The organism is Corynebacterium choanae, from assembly GCF_003813965.1.
GTDB lineage: Bacteria > Actinomycetota > Actinomycetes > Mycobacteriales > Mycobacteriaceae > Corynebacterium > Corynebacterium choanae.
Window position 1 is genome coordinate 270,172 of record NZ_CP033896.1, and the last position, 16,548, is coordinate 286,719.

The following is a 16,548-nucleotide window of genomic DNA, read 5'->3' on the forward strand; positions in this document are numbered from 1 at the left end:
TACAGACATGATGCGTGGTGGGGTGTGCAGGGTTTTCACGGGTGGGTGTAGCAGTTCGAAGGGATGGGTTTAGTAGTACTGGCCGTGCCGGTAGTCCCAGCTTAAGAAGATTTCACTCAAGTTGCTCATGATTGGGTCAACGTCCAATCCGGCGCGGATGAGTACCGGTGCGGGGGTTACTTCCCGCTTGCCGTGCTGTGCCGGGATGAGGTTGCCGTCGGCATCGACCATGGAAACCATGACGCCTTGTTCTTTGCGGGTGTCTTCGGTTTCATTGGGCTGAATCGAGTGGACATAGTCGTCGGCGGCCACAATAAAGTCGGCTTCGTTTTCGATGCGTTGCCCAATATTGGCGACTTTGCCGCGGTTACCAACCCCAGAGGGGTTCGCTGACGAGGCGAAAGTGAGCTTGCCTTCTTCCCACCGTTTGGCGACGATCTGTTCAGCGGGGCGGCCGAAGCGGATCACGAAACAGGAGGTGCCGCGTGGATCGCGGACTAATTCCCGGACGGTGTCGTCGGCTAAACGGTCGACGGCTTCTTGCTTCCACGGCAGAATGCAGCCCAACAGAATGTCTTGATCCCAGTGGCGCTGGTAGAACTCGATAATTTCATCGTTGACTTCGGCTAAGGCTTGCAGCTCGTCGATGTCTGCGCACAGCACGACTGCAGGCTTTTCCCGTTTGCGCTGTTTGGCGTCAAATTTCCGTTCCAAACCAGGGCCGTCACCGGTCATGATGATGTAGCCAACTTTGGTGGCGCAGACAATCAGGCCACCCGGGGCGTTGATAGCGGCCAGGGCGTTGTCGTCGATTTCGCCGTTCCATTGGATGCGGGGGGTGTTGGTCATGGGGACTCCTTGGATCAGTGGGGTGCTGGTGGGTGGAAACCCTACCAAGCAAGTTTCATTATGTGGAATTATTTTCTTAGCATATGGGACAGTGGAGGGAATTGCAAGCCCTGCCATGGGAAAATGCCTTGAGTGAGGGGGACTCAAGAAAAAGTTGAAAAAAGTTGAAAAAAATTAGCCTTGAGTGGAACAGACTCAACTTGTTGTGCGTTGAGAGAAGTGAATGACATCAACACAGCAACAATGCAGGAGCAATAGCGGTGAACCACAGCGCTTTTTGCAGCGCCCCTTTTCGCCGCGCGGAGCCCCTGTAGCCCGGAACAAGTAACCGTCACCTGCCCGTTGAGAAAGCAACGATCCGGTGACACCAGTGACTTGCACACTGCAAACAACTCACAAGAACAACACAGAAGGAAAGAACACACTCTCATGAGCCAATTCACACCAACCACAAAAACTGCAGAAGCACTGCAAGACGCCCTTCAGATGGCGTCGCAGGCAGGCAACCCAGAAATCAAAGCCGGCCATTTACTGCTGGCGCTGCTCAACGCCCAAGACAGCATTGCCCGTCCGGTATTGACTGCGGCAGGCGTTGATCCGGCTGCCCTCCAGTCGAAGGCGAAAGCTTTGGTTGCTGGCTATCCCACCGCCTCTGGGGCGAATATGGGCAAACCACAATTCGACCGAGATGGGTTAAATACGCTCACTGCTGCGCAAGAATTAGCCGGCGAACTCGGCGACGACTACGTCTCCACTGAGGTGCTGCTCGCCGCACTAGCCCGGGGTGATCACGACGCAGGCAAACTGCTCTCTGAAGCTGGAGCGACCTATGATGCGATTCGGGCAGCCTTTGCCACTGTCCGTGGTTCGAAGCGGGTGACCACTGAAGATCCGGAAGGCCAATTCCAAGCGCTGGAAAAGTATTCCACCGATCTCACCGCCCGTGCCCGGGAAGGCAAACTCGATCCAGTCATCGGCCGTGACGAAGAGATTCGTCGCGTCGTCCAGGTGCTCAGCCGCCGCACGAAAAACAATCCGGTGTTAATCGGTGAACCCGGTGTCGGGAAAACCGCCATTGTGGAAGGGCTTGCCCGCCGTATTGTCGCCGGTGACGTGCCAGAATCGCTGCGCGGAAAAACCCTGATCAGTCTGGATTTAGGGTCGATGGTCGCCGGGGCGAAATATCGCGGCGAGTTTGAGGAGCGCTTGAAGGCTGTCCTCGACGAGATTAAGGAAGCCGACGGACAGATCATCACTTTCATCGATGAGATCCACACCATTGTTGGGGCGGGTGCCACCGGTGAATCGGCGATGGATGCCGGCAATATGATCAAACCGCTACTTGCCCGCGGTGAGCTGCGGCTCGTCGGTGCTACCACGTTGGATGAATACCGCAAATACATTGAAAAAGATGCCGCCCTTGAGCGGCGGTTCCAGCAAGTGTTTGTCGGTGAACCCAGTGTGGAAGATTCCATCGGTATTCTGCGCGGTTTGAAAGAACGCTACGAGGTACACCACGGAGTGCGGATCACCGACTCGGCTCTGGTTGCGGCAGCAACCCTCTCCGATCGGTATATCACCTCCCGGTTCTTGCCCGATAAGGCAATCGACTTGGTCGATGAGGCAGCTTCCCGCCTGCGGATGGAGATCGACTCCTCCCCGCAAGAGATCGATGCACTTGAGCGCATTGTGCGCCGCCTCGAGATCGAGGAAGTGGCGTTGGAGAAGGAAACCGATGCTGCGTCGAAAGATCGGCTAGAAACCCTCCGCAAGGAACTTGCCGACGAGCGGGAAACCCTCGCCGAGTTGAAAGCCCGCTGGACAAATGAAAAGCAGGCTATCGACGAAGTGCGGCAAGCCAAGGAAGAACTCGAGAAGCTGCGGGGCGAGTCGGAGATCGCCGAACGTGACGGTGACTATGCCAAAGTCGCCGAGCTGCGCTACGGACGTATCCCGGAATTGGAAAAACAGGTTGCGGAAGCTGAAGGTAACCTCGCCGAATCCGGCGGTGATGCCATGCTCACCGAGGAAGTCACCCCCGACACGATCGCGGAAGTGGTCTCCTCGTGGACTGGGATTCCGGCTGGCAAAATGATGCAGGGTGAAACCGAGAAACTCCTCAACATGGAAACTGTGCTCGGTGGACGGGTAGTCGGCCAGACTGCCGCGGTGCAAGCTGTCTCTGACGCGGTGCGCCGCACCCGGGCAGGGGTTGCCGACCCGAATCGACCAACCGGCTCCTTCCTCTTCTTAGGTCCTACCGGTGTCGGTAAAACCGAGCTGGCAAAAACCTTGGCCGAATTCCTCTTCGACGATGAACGAGCCATGGTGCGCATCGACATGAGCGAATACGGGGAGAAACACTCCGTTGCCCGGCTGGTTGGTGCCCCTCCCGGATATGTTGGCTACGATGCGGGCGGACAGCTCACCGAAGCAGTACGTCGCCGCCCTTACACGGTGGTGCTCTTCGACGAAATTGAAAAAGCCCACGCCGACGTTTTCGATGTGCTGCTGCAAGTCTTGGACGAAGGACGCCTCACCGACGGGCAAGGTCGCACCGTCGACTTTAGGAACACCATCATCATCCTCACCTCAAACCTGGGGGCTGGTGGTACCGAAGAGTCGATGATGGCCGCGGTGAAAGCTGCGTTCAAACCGGAATTTATCAACCGGCTCGATGATGTGGTGATCTTCCAGCCACTCAGTGAGGAAGAACTCGCCGGTATCGTCCATATTCAGCTGCGCCAGTTGGCTGACCGTTTGAAGGCTCGCCGGCTCACGCTGGATGTTGACGAAGCTGCAACCAACTGGTTGGCTGCCCGCGGCTACGATCCTGCCTATGGGGCGCGCCCGCTGCGTCGCCTTATTCAACAGGCAATCGGTGATCAGCTGGCTAAGAAACTCCTCGCCGGACAGATCGTGGACGGGGCACAAGTGCACGTCACCTATCACGACGGCGATGACACCCTCACGGTGAGCTAACGCTTTGCCCACCGGTTGCCGCTACCAGTGGGTGCTACCACCGCCTTGGGGCAGGTAGTAGCACCTGCCGGTGGGCACACAGGGGTTGATAGAACAACACACCACCGCCCGGGGAATGGATCATCCTCCCCGGGCGGTGGTGGTATTTCCAGGCTTACCAGGCACGCGACTCGATCGCCGCCGCCGGTTTGTGCTCCTACCTGTTCGGCAACATGAACTGTGGAACAGTAGCGGCTACGCCGGTGGAGCAGTTCTCAATAAGGATTCGTACACCCCACCGGTTGCCTGCCGATAGACCAGTGCCGCGAGAATAAACCAGAACGGCACTGCGACGACGCCCAGCACCAGAGTAAATATCGAAAACAGTGCCATCGGCAGCAGCATCACCGTAAGCAGGATGAAGCTGGTGAGATGTTCTTTCGCAATGTGCAGCCCGGCCGGTAAAGCGGTGTCAATCAAGGCAGTTTCGTCAACGGTGTACAGCATGGCTGCTGTCAACACGGGTGTGGCTACCAGCATGAAGATTGAAATCAGGGCGCTGAGGATCCCCGTGTTGGAAAGATTTTCAATCAGCTGCTGCAACACTAACGGAACCCCGAAGAGCAACCACAGGGTGAACACTGTTTTCGGCGATGTTGTGGCGTTGCTCAACATGTCGCTAACGCTGAATTTTTCACCCGCTACGGTGCGCAGCGAACCACGAATTAACTTCGCTGCGAGCCAGGCCGTAATCGCTGTGAGTGCCACATCGCACACCAGCAGGAAAATGATGTCACGTGCTTCGACAGGGATGTCTGCGTATTTGGCGGCTGCAACGCGATTCAGGCGACCTGACGCAACTATGCCGTCCACAGCTATTGCCACGCCTAGCAGCACCATGATGGTGACCATTGGCCACAGATTCCGGCCTAGCAGCTTGACAGCTTTTGCAATCGATGCACCAAATTCGACCGTACCGGTGCCGTAGAGCATCTGATATTGCGGGTCGGCAGGACTTGCCAGATATCCCTGCTGCGGCCGAATGGGCTCCTGGGGCGGCATGTTCATTGATGAACCCGCGTTGGGCGGTATTTCCGCCCCGGCCGGTGGGGTTGCCACCACGTGAGAGCTGCCTTGTTGAGGATCCACTGGTAGCCCTGCTGGCTGGGACGGTTCAGGTTCTTCCGATGGCTGAGCACTGTGTTTCAGCGCCTCATCCCACAGCGGTGTGCTGCCTTGCGGTGGAAGTGATGACTCATCCAAAGGCTTGGCAAGCTCACCCCAGGTGGGCTGCTTCTCGGGATCAGGTGTGGTCATAGTAATCCGGGTGATCTTTCGATATGAGAGATGGGCACGGCCGTGGGAAGTTTTCAGCCGTGTCCAAGTATTGCAGATATCGGCAGCGAAACGGGTGGTTCTTACCGAGTCGGCAGCAGCTCATGGGTGCCGCCGACTGCCTGACGATAGGCCAAGGCGATGAGAATGTAGGTTACCGGGTAAAGAATGAATCCGCCGAGCCCTAAGGTGAGCACGATTCCGATGGACAACAGGATCTGGAGACCGACGATGGCCAGCCATGCACCATAGTTGCGTTTGCCGAGTTCGATGGACAGCGCCAGGGTTTGACCGAGGGACTGATCAGAGTCGAGCAGTGCTGGAATCCAGGAATACAGCAGTGGTGCGATGAATATTGTTGCCATCGTGGCGAGAGAAAAACTGCCGAGCAATACGGGATTGTTGGAATCTAACTCCATAATCACCTGTACGAACCCCATCGGAAGCATCAACAGAAAACTTGCCAAATAGCCACGACCTATCCCGAACGGGTTGGTGAAGAATCCGCCAAAGGTGAGATTTTCTCCGGCTGCGGTTTTGATCGCCCCGTTGGTGGTAAACACCATGAGCAGTGCTCCCATGGCCGTCGAGACTAATACCACCACTAATACCATTGGCAGTGGCATCTGCGGATTTTCAGGGTCGAATGATGTCCCTGCAGTAGCGATGGCAAAACCAGTGATGATTCCCACCAAAATACTGAGCCCTACCAGGAAGGCGCCGGTGGCCAGCAAACCTAAAAACCAGGGGAGGAAGTTCCGAAACAGCTGACTGAAAGCCACCTTCAACGAGGCAAGGACTGCGATGCGGCCATTGCCTTGCACAACCGGAACACCAGCCGCAGTGACACTGGTTGGGCGGTAACCCTCCGGCAGGGGCATTGCAGGATACATGCCCGGTTGCTGCGGATAGCCAGCCGGCTGTTGCGGGTAGCCGTTGTTGTCCTGTGGATTGCTGTAACTGTTCTGTGGATTGCCTGCTACCGCGTCCTCCCAGGAGTGACGTGGCTCTTCCGGGGTTGGTTGGGGTGGATAGTTATTCGTCATGGGTGGGTGACACCTCTCTTTTCCTTGATATCGCCTGTGCCGATGCTTCACCTTGCTAGGTGGGTGAAGTGTGGGCTGTGCGATCGCTTCTCTCATTATGGTTGCGAGCGGGGCTTTTGACGATACCCTAACCTTCTTTGCTCTGCGTGGAGTAGTACAACAGCCAGAGGCTGCGCAGTGTGGACGCGACATTGCTTTTCCGTGCGGCATTGCCCGTGACAGCCGCAGGTTCCAATCGCAGGACAGTGGGCTTCCCTGATCGCGCTGCGGGAGTGTCCGGTTGCAGTAGGGCAGCGGGGACCGCATCCTTTTCGGGCGGGTACTGCCTGTTCCCCGCCAATAAGCAGCTATTCCTACTTGTCTGATGTATGCGGGTTTTTACTAGGGATCCCTGGTGGATTTTTAGCAGCGTGTGCCCTTCAGCCTTGCTGCATACAGCATTTTGGGGGTGGGCAAGTTGTCTGTTGGCACCGGGGTTGTGTTGCGCGCTACGCTTTTTAGCCATGAGCCTTTTGATCAGTGCTGATGAGCTAGCTGAATCTATTCGTCACGGTGAAAAACTCACCATTCTTGCCTGTTTGTGGCGCCCCGGCGAAGGGGCAAGTGAACGCCAATTCAAAGGCGACCATATCCCCAATTCGTTGTTCTGTGATCCTGCCCGACATTTAGCGATGGCGCCGTCCTCCCGGCAAGGCCGCAACCCGCTGCCTTCCCGGCAAACGCTGCGGCTCGCATTTCATGAACTCGGACTCGATCTTGCCCACCAGATTGTGGTCTATGACGACAACAAGTCACTGATGGCTGCCCGCGCCTGGTGGGTGCTCACCTGGGCTGGGGTGCCAGGGGTCAAAATGCTTGACGGCGGCTACCAGGCGTGGCTGCAATCGGGGCGGCAGGGTGCGGGCGGACCTGGCAATTTGGCGCACCGTAACCAGCTGGTGCCAAACCCTGGTCAACTTCCCACGGTCACCATGGATGACATGTATGCGCTGCCTGATGATGTCGTGGTGATCGACGCCCGGGAGCGGAACCGGTTTATCGGGCGGAAAGAACGCCTCGATTTGAAAGCTGGCCACATTCCAGGTGCTGTGAACCTGCCGTTGGAAGAACTTGTCCACCCTAACGGCACCTTCCTGCCGGCGGCTGAGCTACGCCAAAAATTCGAGCACGTCGGTGTGGAAGATCCGGCAAAAGTTGTGGTTTATTCCGGCTCCGGGCTGCACTCGGCGGCAACTATTTTTGCCATGCACCACTGTGGTCTGCCGGGTGCCGCGCACTATGTGGGCGGCTGGTCCCAATGGTGTGCCACCCCCACCAATGCGGTGCAGCGTTCGCTGTAAACACCGTGGTGTGTCGTGAACCTATGTAAGGCGAGCATCACTGCCACGCCGGTCACTGCAGCGACACGGGCAGTCGCAGCAAGCGCAGGAAACATTCGTTGTAGCCGTGCCCGTTGAAGGGTTTTCGTGGGCGGGTCGGTGCACCAGGTTGGCCGTCGGATAGGGGCGATATTGCGCGCGCCTACCGGCGGTTTTGTTTCCAACTGCCTAGACTTTGTAAATCGTGAATGCTCCCATTGCTTTGTTGGTGCTGGCCCTTGTGGCGTTTGCTGTGGCCGGCTACCTGCTCCTGCTTGATGCTCGGCGCCGCAATGGGATGCAACCTGGGCAAACCCCAGCATTATCGGCGCCGCAACCGGCACACAGTGACGCGGCGGAAACCGCTACCACAGCATCCGCCCCGGAACGTGGCGACACTGTCGCGGCCACTGGGAAAAATAATCCACCACAGGCAACGCCCCAGTCGGGGCACCCTGCCGATGAGGAACAGACCGACCACCATCACGTAGCCTGTCCGGCGTCCCCCCTTGGAAGCACGACAACATCGTCGGCAGCATCACCTTCGTCGTCGGCGTCACCATCATTGCCGCCGGTTACCACCAAAGATCCCGCAGCGTCAGCGAATGCAACCCCGACAGTTGACGACCAGGCTGAAACAGCGAACACTGTGCCCACTGGTGGGGCGGATCCACACCACAGTGCCGCTGTCAATAGCAGCAACACCGGGGCGGACACGACTGCCCAATCAGCCGACAAGGACACCGCTACTGATCTATCGCACAAGCCACCAACAGGCGACGATCTGCCAGCGGTAAACCCTCAACCGGTGACCGATCTATCTTCCCAGGATTCGGCAGCACCAGCAGCGCAAACAATCACTACATCTGCGCAAACAACGCCGGAATCTGCGCAAACAACGCCGGAACCTGCGCAAACAACACCGGAATCTGCGAACACTACCACTGCCGAATCCTGGCGAGGCGAGCAAGCAAGCAGTGCCAGAACCAACCCGGACGACCACCCCGGCGAGGTGTCCGCGGAACACCCTTCCGGGAACAACCACCTAGCGGCAACATCGACACCCCACAGGTCCCCATCAGCACCACCGCCCACCACCAGTGACGACACTGCACATCCCACCAGGAACCGTGTCACCGCCGGAATCGCCCAGCTCGCCGCACACACATCCCGCAAACTCCGTCGGATGCTTACCATCACTGGCAGTAAACGGCGCCGCTTCGCCACCCAACACGGACTGCACTACGGGCGAAAAGACCAATATCTTGCCGGGGAATTCGACTTTCCCTTCGCCGCCTTCGACGAACCAGCCCGACATGTGGTCAGCGGTATCCTTGCGGACAGGGAAACGCATCTCGCCGACTTTGGTGCCTTTACCGTCGTCGCACTTCGCCAACTACGTCCACCCGCCGCTGTCCTACGGATCACCCGCACGAATACGCCGCTCGCCGGCGAACAACCAGTCGCGGTAGCAACAGCCGGAAAATGGACAGTGTGGGCTGGTGAACCGGAAGCAGCCGGCATGATCGCCGATGATCGATTCAACACAGCACTCACGCGTATCGACAGCCACATCGAACAGATCGTCATCGCCGGATACTGGGTGGCTGCCATTGTGGACAGCACCACTAGCGAACAGGAGCTTTACACCCTAGCGCGCCAACTCGGCGCCATTGCTGACTGCGCCCGGGTACTCCCCGAACGCCACCCAACCCAGTTACCAAGCCAACCATCGGCCATCCCAACTCGCCCGGGAACCCACCTTGCAGCCGGCTGTGCACCACAAACCACAGCGCCACCATCGGCACACCAGTTTGCTGTTGGTGAAGAATCAACACCCCCAACTGAACAAGCTCACACTAGTGAGCATCGCGGTAAGCCACCGGCACAGGATGCTCACCAAACCCCGGCAGCGGCGAGTGCAACAGCAAACCCGGCTCAAAACACCACCCAGCCTGACAAGACACCGGGTGATGCGACACCGACAACAGCTGCTGCACCAACCGAACCTGCAGCACCTTTCGCCGCTGAGAATTCTGCTGCAGCAGCCCACATCGTAGGCGCGCCAGGGATGTCGACCACCGCGGAAAACAGTGATCACACCGTCGCCCCTGCCAACGTCGCAGGGCACGAAGAGAGCGAATCGCACACCAACCAGCACACGACTCATTCGCTCGATGCTGCCGGTTTAGCGGCGGCAACACCGGTGGACTATCCCACCCGTGCCAACCCGCGCACCTATGGGATTGTGCCGCTAACCCCACTCGGTGGTGACTATATTGATCCCATCGCCGATTCGCTGGATCCTGCCCCAACCGATGGCCGTCTCGTGATTCCCCGGAAGCTTGATAAACCCCATATTTTCACCGATACCACCGCTGAAGATCCCACCGATCCACATCTTGGTACACCTCCCAAGCCGCGCCGGGCAAAGCCACAACACGACGACGACACGAACTAGCGATGAGTGTTGCACCGATGAACACTCAGCCACTGGAAGGGTGATGTGTACGCCCAGGGGTGGGGCGCGCTTTGTTGCAGAGCGTTGCACTTTGACTTACTTCGTGGGCTGCAATGTTGTGCAGTATTCTTCCCAGTTTTCAGCGCCAACACGCACAAGGGTTGTGGGATAGACCGCAAACACTGCCGCAGCTTCGTGGCGCCGACTATCTTCGGTAACAACTACCCGCCGTCACCGGCTGAGTATCTGGGCGGACACACCTTGTTTCCTAGCACAGCCACCGGCAACTCATGCTGCACCGGTGTGCATGCAAGCAGCTTCGGGAAAGCTAACAATCGACACCGCTCTCTGGGCTGTTGCTGCACCTCGGGGTGACGATAATAGTTGGGTCATGTTGCCCAATGCGATCAGGTAGCTACTGTGCGGTGTGCCGCCCGGTAAGCTGGCTTTCCAGCAACAGGGTTGACGATATCGTTGCCGCACCGTTGCACAGAGCAAAATTCCATAGTGCCGCTGCCTGGTGCAGCAGCACTTTTCTCAGCAGTGAAGGACACCACCACTATGGCGAAACAACAGCTCGACCAAACCCAAAAAGCACGCCTCGCAGAGTTGGTGAAGTCGTTATGTGTCGTGCACGGCACGGTGACGTTGTCGTCGGGCAAGGTTGCCGACTATTACGTCGACTTGCGCCGGGGGACGTTGCATCATGAAGCCTCCCGTCTGATTGGTTCGTTGATGCGTCAGCTCACCGACGATTTAGCGTTTGATGCCGTCGGCGGGTTGACGCTGGGGGCGGATCCGGTGGCGACAGCCATCATGCATGCCGACGGTCGTCCAATTGATGCGTTTGTTGTTCGCAAAGCTGCGAAAACTCACGGGATGCAGCGGCAAATCGAAGGACCAGACATTCAAGGCAAAAAAGTGCTGGTTGTGGAAGACACCACCACTACTGGCCAGTCGCCGCTGGCAGCTGTGGAAGCAGTACGCAAAGCTGGTGCTGAAGTGGTGGCAGTTGCCACTGTCTGTGACCGGGCAACCGGCGCGGAAACCACCTTGGCGCATGCCGGGTTGGAATACCGTTACCTGCTTGACTTGGCGGATCTTGGGCTCGAACACTAGATCGTCGGGTGATGCGGGCGTTGGCACGAGACACGCCGGCAAGTCGCCTGGTCTCTTCCGTTTGCAAGATTCCCTGGTTTCTTTCCGTCTGCAAGGCACCCTGCTGCTAAACATGGATCTTGCCTGCCTAGGGTGGAAAATCCGCTAGCGCTGTTCGTGTGCCAGCTTTGCGGGCGGGTACGATGTGGTGATCATGAGGACAAACACCAACAAGCAAGCCGGAGGAGCCGCAGATCTGTCGACGGCCGATCAGCCAGGACCTACCGAGTGGGGTGCCGGGCGCGTTGGTGTTGGCCCGTGGCGGGAGGAACATCCCGATCAGCCTGTTCCGCAGGATGAGCGATATGATCCCACGCTGCTTGCTGAGGGTGACAGTCGGAATGTGGTGGACGCCTACCGCTATTGGACCCGGGAGGCGATTGTTGCCGACATCGACTCCCGTCGCCATTCGCTCCATATTGCGATTGAAAACTTTGAAAACGACGCCAACATTGGCACTGTGGTGCGTACCGCTAATGCTTTTGCGGTAGACACAGTCCATATTGTTGGCCGTCGTCGATGGAATCGACGCGGCGCCATGGTGACCGACCGCTATCAGCATCTGCAGCACCATGCCACCGTCGATGACTTGCTGGCCTACTGCCGTGAACAGGGTTTGACGGTCGTTGCTATCGACAACACTCCCGGGTGTGTGCCGCTGGAAACGGCTAAACTACCCCGAAACTGTCTGCTGCTGTTTGGTCAAGAAGGACCAGGCGTCAGCGAAGAGGCGCAAGATGCTGCGGTGATGACTTGTTCGATTGCCCAATTTGGTTCAACACGGTCGATCAACGCTGGCGTCGCAGCAGGTATTGCTATGCATACGTGGATCCGGCAGCATGCTGATCTTAACGATGCGTGGTAGCCACGGCGTTCGGGGCTGCAACCTTTTTCCGCCGGGATGGAAGCTTTTTCAGGGCTGTAGTGAAGGAAGTTGTTTTCAAGGGTATCGACTCGCGGTGCTTTGATCTTTATGTGAGGCGATAGTCGGTGGAATTCTTGAGCTTCCGGTGTTGCTGCCGGGTGCTGGTTTTCACCACTGTGCAGCAGTCTCAAAGACAGTGCAGCTTCCAGTCATGATTGCCATCTTGGAGGCTGACACACACCGCCCAATGGGCGCAAAGCTTGCCCAACGATCGCCTCTGCGAGCCTGATACCAGCGGCGTGTCGATGTTTTATTCTCCACCGGACAAGCGGCTGCCACCGGCCGGCCACCATCAGTGCAACCATGTGCGTCCGTTAATCCACCAGAAAACTTATAAGCCGAGTCGCAACACTCGCATGGGCACTGACCGGCTGACCATATCAGCCTCAGCGGCCCCTCATCGTTACTTGAAGAGTGGTGATTTGGCTGATTGTGTTCGAGAATTTTTCCTGGACGTGGCAGGGAATGTTGCCCTGGGGGTAACCTGTCACTTGCGTGAACGTCAACGCTGGTAGCGTCGTTGGACGAGCATACGATAACTCACAATGGCTGTACTTTTTCACTCAACTTGAAAGAACTCTTTTCCCGTGTTTGTGCAATGGGCGCATCGCGCCGACCTCGCTGAGTCAGCGATTACTGAACGCCATGCCAGCCGCGTGTGGGGTATTCCGGGAACCAACCTTCTCAAAGTGGCGTGGCCGCCACGGACACGGGACAACATCTTCTTTCACTGGCACTACTGGTGGCAGGCACATTATCTAGATTGTCTTGTTGACGCCGCATCGCGGCGTGCGACATCGCGCCGTGGCGCCATGATCGCGAAAACTATTCGTGGCATGCGGATCCGTAATCTTTTTCCATTAGTTCGCAACGATTACTACGACGACAAAGCGTGGATGGCATTAGCGCACGGGCGGGTCAATTCGTGTAGTGGTGTCCCTAATTCCCAGTACTACCGGGAGCTTGTCCGCAATGTGCGCCTCGGGCTCGACCCATTTGTGGGTGCTCTACCCTGGCGTCGGGAAGGTTACTTCTTCAACGTTCCCACCAATGGGCCGGCTGCTATTCTGGCTGCCCGGCAGGGCGAGATTAACACCACCCGGAATCTCGTCGATTGGATATATGAGCATCTCATCGATGACCGTGGGCTTGTCATGGACGGTATGCGCTGCACCATGAATGACTATGAGTTAGTCAGAGATATTCATCCCTATTGCCAGGGTGTCGTGATCGGCGCATTGGTGGAGCAAATTGTCCAGTACCGACAGCTGCTCGGCCTGGATGACACCACGCCGCTGAGTAGCATCGTCAATGATGAATGGATACCTCCTGGATCGGGAGAAAACGACCAAGTGTCCGGCAAGGCACCAGTCGAAGCCGGTGAAAAAGATCGCCGCGAGTCGGCTAGCGCTGCGACACCCAGAACGAGTGATTCACCAGTGTCAACGCCTCCAACTTCTTCTCCTGCACATGAGCTGTCAGCTGAGAGTGTGGCGCGAACAATCGATGCTTTGGCGACCGCTACGTTCCGCGTGGAAACCCTTATCCATGCTGTTGCTGCTCATCTTGCCGACGACAAGTCAGTGATCAATTGGCGAACAGGCGGCGGTGACGGGGGTCTGTTTAAAGGCATTCTGGTTCGCTACCTCGCTGATGCGGCAGTCCGACTTCCGGACGATACTCCGAATATGCGGAAGGTGAAAAGCATCGCGACACGTCTGGTGCTGCGCTCTGCTGAGTCTGTGTGGAATAACCGCCTAGAGATCGATGGGCTTCCCCTTTTCGCCTCCTACTGGCCCGAAGGAGCGCAGCTGCCGACCGAGCATTCATTTATTGGTACGCGCGTCAACGGTGCCACGAATGGTTCTGAGATCCCGGAGCGCGATTTGTCCACCCAACTATCAGGGTGGATGCTGATGGAAGCTGCTGCCCGCGTCACCCGGGATGACGTTTAGAAAAGCGAGAACCATATCTTCCACGAGGCTCTGCAACACGCAGCCGCAGTAGAAGACTTATCGCGCCCCGAATCCGATGCAATACCTCACAGGGCTCTGCAAACATCTTTATTTTTGTTACCCACAGTCCCGCGTCGGCGTGGGTGTTAAGCAATTGAAACTATTCAGTTTTGATTACCCCAAACCCGAAATGGCAAGCAGGGGCTGATTACTTCACTACGGTAATGGCATACCAGCTTGAAAAACACACGGTAGTCGTCTGTTGTATAGCGTATATCTCAGATAACGCGGGACAGGCTGATGAGCTCAGTCAATAAGAAAACCTGGCGAGCTCTTCACAGTAGAAGCAGTAGTGGCCGCGCCGGATTGAGCCGTTCGGCAGGTACCCAAGTAGTTGTTAGGCTTTCTTGACGATCGATGATTTGAGATACATCTTGCCGAAGCCGTCGATACGAGCTTCGATGTCGTGACCGTTCTCCGGTTCAATGAGCCGGATATTTTTCACCTTCGTGCCAGCCTTCAGTGGCGTTGCCGAGCCTTTGATCTTCATAGTCTTTACGATGGTGACGCTATCGCCGTCACTGAGGGGGTTTCCGACAGAATCAACAATCTGTTGGATTTCTGTCTCTTCGCCTGGAAACCATTCATGGGCGCATTCCGGGCATGTGTAGAGTCCCGAGACTTCGTAGGTGTATTCACAGTCACACTGAGGGCAGTTCATGTCCCGAAGTGTACTCGTCCTGTTTTCTGAGAACTATTGAGAACTATCTGGAGTCAAGACTTAGCTGCTGGATATCCGCTTGTCACGTCATGGGTAAGATCGATGTGTCCTGCTAATTGAAGATGATCGAGATTCGTTTTTCCTAACTGGTGGTGAGGTGCTCTGGATATTCGGCTCGGCAGACTTAAGTTGTCGGGCTGTTGTTTCTTGCCCAGCTTGAACTTGAGCTGCGAATTCACTCGGGGAAAGATACTCCAACGATGAATACGGGTGGCGCGGATTATATCGAACCCGCCAGCGTTTATGCAGAACACGCGCATGGCCGATACCTTCGATGTGATTGTCTTTCCACAGTTCATCCCGCATCCGGTTATGAAGCGACTCCACAAATCCGTTCTGCCACAGTTGACCAGGCGCAATGAACACCATCGATGTCTTAGCGTCAGGCTCTACAGTCCAATCAGCAAGAACATGAGCAATAAACTGCGAGCAGCGCAGAGCAGAACAGGCCGGGTGTGTGAATGTCGGGCGTAAACGCTGAAAGGTTGCAGGCTCTACTTCACCCGCGGGCTAGTAGTGTTCGCATCCGCCGTTTTCTTACTGCCCCACTTCGACTTTTTCCACGCGCCCCAAATACCTGGGGTGATAGAGAGCAACACGATAAAGAGGAAAATCGCCTCAATGTGGTCGCGGATGAACGAGAACTGTCCCAGCCATGCGCCGAGCATCACCAGACCCGTGCCCCACAGGATCGCGCCAATGATGTTGTAGATAGCGAACTGGCGGAAGCGCATACCTGACATTCCAGCAACAACGGAGGCGAAGGTACGCACAATCGGCACGAAGCGGCAGATAATCACCGTGATAGGGCCGTATTTTTCAAAAAAGTCGTGCGATTCGGTCAGCCACGCTTTTTTAAAGAAACGACTATCGGGCTTGTGAGAGAGTACTTCCCCAAACTTGTGTCCAAGGAAGTAGCCCACGAACCCGCCGAGTATACCGGCCATCGGGACGCTCACCGCGAGAAGCCAAAGAGGAGCGAAAGGATCAGGCTGGCTGGCGAGCATGCCGCCTGTGAATAGAAGCGAATCGCCGGGAAGAATCGGAAACAGCACGCCAGATTCGATAAAAACTATGAGGAGTATGCCGCCGAGAATCCAGTCGCCGAATGGTCCCGAACCCGACATGAGATACATCGGATCCATCCATCGCGGGCCGGCAGCTTGAACCGTCTCAGCCGCTGCAGTCACAAAGGTGGTGTCAATCACATGGCCTACCCTATCTGGTTACGGCGGAAAACCACAGTGACCAGCTATCAGGGTGACGCATACTGCCGCCACTTAACGGGGCTTTGGGAAAAGCTGTGGCACAGAAACCCGTTTCCGGTCTCAAGAGGTGATTGTGTAAAAAGCACGCCGCTGAGCCGTCGACGGAACCTTTTCACAAAGGGTTCTTCCAAGCCTCGAAACCTGCGGACTTGTGAAAAACTCCTGTTGCTAAAAGGGCTAGATCACCGTCAGCGACGACGTGCCCCACGCTGCTGAAACTGCAATGACTACCGTGTTTTCAGCCGGTTTGTCTTTTTTCATGTGGCACATGCTATCTGGTGATGCTCTCGGCAACTGCGAGTAGAAAGCCATTGCAACCGGCTGCAGTATTTGGCTTGGTACTGTCCGCGTTGCCCACTTTCGCCTAACGCCTAACATCATCGCTACGCCAACGGGACTTTGCTGCCGCCTACAGGGGTGATTGTTGTTCTCCCATCGGTTGCAGGAAAAC

General features: G+C 56.7%; 12 protein-coding genes. 6 read left to right on the forward strand and 6 right to left on the reverse strand.

Annotation, left to right across the window (positions count from 1 at the left end):
* Positions 1 to 69 precede the first annotated feature (69 nt).
* Positions 70 to 849, reverse strand: a complete 780-nt coding sequence (locus CCHOA_RS00950) for an L-threonylcarbamoyladenylate synthase (RefSeq protein WP_123925851.1) — start codon at positions 847 to 849, stop codon at positions 70 to 72.
* Between the two features lie 429 nt (positions 850 to 1,278).
* Between CCHOA_RS00950 and clpB the strand changes: the two genes are divergently transcribed.
* Positions 1,279 to 3,831, forward strand: a complete 2,553-nt coding sequence (gene clpB / locus CCHOA_RS00955) for an ATP-dependent chaperone ClpB (RefSeq protein WP_123925853.1) — start codon at positions 1,279 to 1,281, stop codon at positions 3,829 to 3,831.
* Between the two features lie 234 nt (positions 3,832 to 4,065).
* Here clpB and CCHOA_RS00960 read toward each other — a convergent pair whose 3' ends face one another.
* Positions 4,066 to 5,127, reverse strand: a complete 1,062-nt coding sequence (locus CCHOA_RS00960; RefSeq protein WP_123925855.1) for a hypothetical protein — start codon at positions 5,125 to 5,127, stop codon at positions 4,066 to 4,068.
* Positions 5,128 to 5,228: 101 nt separating this feature from the next.
* Positions 5,229 to 6,191, reverse strand: a complete 963-nt coding sequence (locus CCHOA_RS00965; RefSeq protein ID WP_123925856.1) for a DUF3824 domain-containing protein — start codon at positions 6,189 to 6,191, stop codon at positions 5,229 to 5,231.
* A 503-nt stretch (positions 6,192 to 6,694) separates the two neighbouring features.
* Between CCHOA_RS00965 and CCHOA_RS00970 the strand changes: the two genes are divergently transcribed.
* The 5 genes from CCHOA_RS00970 (at position 6,695) to CCHOA_RS00990 (ending at position 14,048) form a co-directional block, all read left to right on the forward strand.
* Positions 6,695 to 7,531, forward strand: coding sequence for a sulfurtransferase (locus CCHOA_RS00970; RefSeq protein WP_123925858.1), 837 nt, complete (start codon positions 6,695 to 6,697; stop codon positions 7,529 to 7,531).
* Positions 7,532 to 7,754: 223 nt separating this feature from the next.
* Entirely contained in the window at positions 7,755 to 10,010 is a 2,256-nt protein-coding gene (locus CCHOA_RS00975; RefSeq protein WP_123925860.1) for a hypothetical protein, read from the forward strand.
* Positions 10,011 to 10,571: 561 nt separating this feature from the next.
* Complete coding sequence (gene pyrE, locus CCHOA_RS00980; protein WP_123925862.1) at positions 10,572 to 11,129, forward strand: orotate phosphoribosyltransferase; 558 nt, start codon at positions 10,572 to 10,574, stop codon at positions 11,127 to 11,129.
* Positions 11,130 to 11,322: 193 nt separating this feature from the next.
* Positions 11,323 to 12,033: a TrmH family RNA methyltransferase gene (locus CCHOA_RS00985; RefSeq protein ID WP_123925864.1), complete on the forward strand. Its 711-nt coding sequence runs from the start codon at positions 11,323 to 11,325 to the stop codon at positions 12,031 to 12,033.
* Positions 12,034 to 12,680: 647 nt separating this feature from the next.
* Positions 12,681 to 14,048, forward strand: coding sequence for a glycoside hydrolase family 76 protein (locus CCHOA_RS00990; RefSeq protein ID WP_123925866.1), 1,368 nt, complete (start codon positions 12,681 to 12,683; stop codon positions 14,046 to 14,048).
* Positions 14,049 to 14,445: 397 nt separating this feature from the next.
* On the opposite strand, the gene CCHOA_RS00995 is transcribed toward CCHOA_RS00990, so the two are convergent.
* The 3 genes from CCHOA_RS00995 to CCHOA_RS01005 form a co-directional block, all read right to left on the reverse strand.
* On the reverse strand, positions 14,446 to 14,769 hold the full coding sequence (locus tag CCHOA_RS00995; protein WP_123925868.1) for a zinc ribbon domain-containing protein YjdM: 324 nt from the start codon (positions 14,767 to 14,769) through the stop codon (positions 14,446 to 14,448).
* A gap of 87 nt (positions 14,770 to 14,856) precedes the next feature.
* Positions 14,857 to 15,198 (reverse strand): integrase core domain-containing protein, encoded by a 342-nt coding sequence (locus CCHOA_RS11145; protein WP_123925870.1) that lies wholly within the window; start codon positions 15,196 to 15,198, stop codon positions 14,857 to 14,859.
* Between the two features lie 125 nt (positions 15,199 to 15,323).
* Positions 15,324 to 15,974: a VTT domain-containing protein gene (locus CCHOA_RS01005; protein ID WP_206425831.1), complete on the reverse strand. Its 651-nt coding sequence runs from the start codon at positions 15,972 to 15,974 to the stop codon at positions 15,324 to 15,326.
* Between the last annotated feature and the right edge of the window lie 574 nt (positions 15,975 to 16,548).